We start from the raw sequence: 3,701 nt of genomic DNA on the forward strand, positions 1-3,701 counted from the left end.
GCGCGGGCGTGCGATGCGTACGTGATGCACGGGGATCCGCCGGAGCGGATCGAGCCCAAGATTGCGGACATGAAGCAGCGGCGGGAAGCCGTGGATCCGGAGCCGATGACGTACGGCATGGCGGCGTATTTCATCGTGCGCGACTCGGAGGCGGATGCGAAGCGTGAGCTCGAGCGGATCACGAACGTGTCGCCGGGTTCGCCAGGGTACAACAACTATCAGGATTGGATCTCGAACACGAAGCTCGAGCAGCAGGTGAGTCTCGAGGATTACTCGGTGTCTAACCGTGGGTTGCGTGCGGGGCTGGTGGGGACGCCGGAGCAGGTGGCCGAGCGGATCATCGATCTGGAGAAGGCGGGGCTCAATTTGTTGTTGCTGCAGTGCAGTCCGCAGTTCGAGGAGATGGAGCGGTTTGCGGACCAGGTGATGCCGTTGGTGGAGCAGGAGCGGGCGCCAGCGAGCCGGGCGAGCTGACGTCCGAGCACGGCGGTATGGTCGGTTGACACACGGTCTCGAGATTTGCGCCCGCTCCGCGGGCGCTTTTCTTGTGTTCTCTATGAGCTGCGTGTTAGGCGCTACCACTTCGGCGCTCAGGCTATCACGCCCGTCCTCGGAAGACCGCCGGTTGTGCATCGCGTGTTGTCGGCGATATGCAGTCGATCAGAATCTGCCCGAAGTCGCCGCGTCGGCGTTCGCCGGCCGGCGGTCGCCTATGACTCTCGCTTCCGCGCTCGGCGTCTAGGCGATGCCCGCGTTCATTCTACTGCAAGCCGTCGCAGCCTAAACACGGTGGTGCGACCGGCGCGCGGCGGAACTGCCCTATACAATCTGGTGCGAGTTAGCTGAGCAGTGCGCGTGTACTTATGCAGCGAGCCCTTGCGATACATTGAGGAACTTCGCAGGATAAGCATGCAGCGTAAGGCACACCACAGTGCATTCACGCAGCATACGATGATAGTTAGAGAGCAACAGCTTTCGATCCAATGAAAGGAGATCTCGATTTTGGGAATAGGTTCGCGGACAAGAATACTCGGCATTCTCATTGGCTTAGCGACCAGTGGCTGCCGCGCAGCGCGCCCCTCACACGACCTGACTGCGTCGGCGCGAACGTGCCCGCCAGTTACCGCTGACGCTCGGTGGAGCGACATCCGCTGGAGTGACCCAGCCACCGATGGCAGTCGAACCGGCACATCCAATCAGCCGCCACCTATTCCACAAAGGTTCGACCCAGCAAGCCTACGAGGACAGTTCACGTTGATCGTCGTTGCTACCGCTGGGCTTCCGGCCACGGAACTCGATACCGTGCGTGCCGGTCAACTCATCCTTGAGCCCACCGACACCGTGCATCGCTACGTCCGTTGCGAAGGCGGGGTCCGTTGCGGCAACAGCAATCTGACCTATCCACTGTTCGGCGGCATGGATTCGCGCTTTCGTTTCCCTGGGCACGAGGGCGCCGCGACCTCATTGAGTAGTCGTCTCCCGAACGATCCTGGCGTGCTTGTCTCGTTCGACTCGGCTCGTCGGCGACTTTCCTTGATCTTTGGCAATCCTTTCCTGCGATGGACGGACTCAGGCACGTTTCTCGAGGTGTTCCACGCCGACAGCAACTCCTTCGCTGGCCGCTGGGTCGATGGCGGACTCGCAATGGCCGTCGGGCAGCGCGGTAAACCGACCACGGCACAGGGACATTTCTGCGCGACCCGCTCGTCGTTCTGAATCCCTCACGCCTGCTCTCTAACGTGCGTTGAAGCTGACAAAGGATCGCTATTGATAGTGCGCGCTGGCGCGCGCACTCTTATTTGAATCCTTTGCAGCTTAACTGGGGCGTTAGGCAGGCAGGCTGTCTGTGGTCGTACACCTAGCGAGGCTCAGGAGCGCGTGGTTGGTTTGCAGCTCCGGACTGCAAACCATGTCGCCGACTCAGAAGCTGGCCAGACTCCCCAACTGGTTCCTAAGCCATGCCGAGACGTCGTTGGACAGTCCGAACCAGGCCGCGGACGCGGTCACACCGTTCACAAGCAGACCGTCGTTAGCGTCAATGTGCGATCGCAGTTTGTCCCGCACAGACGCAGTCGAATCGGATGTGGCCACCAGCCAAGTCGACTCAAGCGGGTGGCACCATGCGCCATACGATTCAATCGCGGCGCGCAATGTCGCATAGTCGCGCCCAGGGGCGCGCAGATCAGTAGGTGATTTCTAGAACGCTCATCGTATCTCCTTGGGGGTTCCAGGCGCGACCGACAGCGCTTTGGCCGGTTTCCCGGCGAGCGAGGCGGGTGGACATGGAAATACCCAGTTCGAGTGGTACTGCGATGATCACACGTGTGCATTGTTGCCGCGAACGCCGGAGCCATCCGGGGCATCTAGAAGTATATTCCGTCGCCGTGCCAAGGCTAGCTCGGCGTTGAAACTGACGGTAGAGCGATCGATCATGGTCGCTTCGCGAGCATGCATATATATGATCCTTTTTGCCGTCTAACGTGATCGTTAGACCGCCAGTCGCCTGTTCGATCAGCAGAATCCCAACGTGCAGCCACTCGACCACCCAACGCCAGAATTGCAGGCCTTAGAGCGATCTGCGATGCAAGAGATCATCGCCCACCCGACGCCGGTGGCTGCGCAGATCGCTTATCAATACGAGCATGCGCGCATCGTTCGACGTGAGTTGAGTGGCGTCGGCTTCTTTTCGCATTTTCAAGTACCCCCTGACGTGCCGACGATCACGCCGCCTGCTCTCGAAGTGTCGCTGCATGCCACGTTGAGCGATTCCCCCGACGCCATCGGGCTCACGTTGTTCGTACGCGATGGACGGCTCGCGTGGCTCGAGGGGTATACGTACGGCAACGATCCGTGGCCCGACCATCCGGTCGCGCAGGCGTGGACCCGCGTGGCGCGCGTCTAGGAGCTCCCCGTAGCCAGTTCGCCATCTCGCCAGCTACCCAATGAACGCTGCTGCTGGTAGAGGGTTTATTGAACAGTGGCGCTCGACCGCGCGCGTCCCGGCTCGCTCGACTATTGACAGCCGTCGGTTGCGATTGTATATAACCAAAGAGTTATAAAAACCATCGGTTATGCACACTTCCGACCGCCTGACCCTCACATTCGCCGCGCTCGCCGATCCCACCCGGCGCGCCATTCTGGCACGCTTGGCCACCGGCGAAGCATCGGTTCAGGAACTCGCCGAGCCGTTTGCGATGAGCCAGCCTGCCATCTCCAAGCACCTCAAAGTGCTGGAACACGCAGGGCTCATCTCCGTCGACATCGATGCGCAGCGCCGCCCGCGCCGCCTCGAAGCAAAACGATTGGAGGAAGCCGTGGATTGGATCGAGCGCTACCGCGAAATCTTCGAGCAGAACTACCGGCGCCTCGATGCGCTGCTCGACCAACTCAAAGGCAAGCCCGCAAAATCGAAACGAAGAAAATAGGGCGAGCTTGTCGCGCCGCGGCGCGGTCCTTTGTCCCCTGAGCAAGCAGCCGTATCAACAAACCCAAGGAGAAGAACGATGCCAACGCCAGCAGAAGTTACATCGCCAAGTGATCGCGAAGTTCGCGTCACGCGCCGGTTCAATGCGCCCCGTCAATTGGTGTGGGATGCCCATACCAAGCCCGAGCTCGTGTCGAGGTGGCAGGGCTACGGCGGCTGGGACATGCCGGTGTGCGAGATGGACGTCCGCGTCGGCGGAAAATACCGCTGGCAGTGG

The 3,701-nt window shown here is 60.8% G+C and carries 5 protein-coding genes; all 5 read left to right on the plus strand.

The features are described from left to right. On the plus strand, positions 1-474 hold a 474-nt coding region (locus VJR90_02495; protein ID HKV96342.1), incomplete at its 5' end, for an LLM class flavin-dependent oxidoreductase. A gap of 780 nt (positions 475-1,254) precedes the next feature. After that, on the plus strand, positions 1,255-1,716 hold the full coding sequence (locus VJR90_02500) for a hypothetical protein (protein HKV96343.1): 462 nt from the start codon (positions 1,255-1,257) through the stop codon (positions 1,714-1,716). Positions 1,717-2,581: 865 nt separating this feature from the next. Next, entirely contained in the window at positions 2,582-2,902 is a 321-nt protein-coding gene (locus VJR90_02505) for a hypothetical protein (GenBank protein HKV96344.1), read from the plus strand. Between the two features lie 169 nt (positions 2,903-3,071). After that, positions 3,072-3,425 (plus strand): metalloregulator ArsR/SmtB family transcription factor, encoded by a 354-nt coding sequence (locus tag VJR90_02510; GenBank protein HKV96345.1) that lies wholly within the window; start codon positions 3,072-3,074, stop codon positions 3,423-3,425. Between the two features lie 78 nt (positions 3,426-3,503). Then, a partial coding sequence (locus VJR90_02515) for an SRPBCC domain-containing protein (protein ID HKV96346.1) occupies positions 3,504-3,701 on the plus strand: 198 nt, incomplete at its 3' end.

The organism is Gammaproteobacteria bacterium (genome assembly GCA_035279405.1).
In the GTDB taxonomy this organism is placed as follows: domain Bacteria; phylum Pseudomonadota; class Gammaproteobacteria; order Natronospirales; family REEB76; genus REEB76.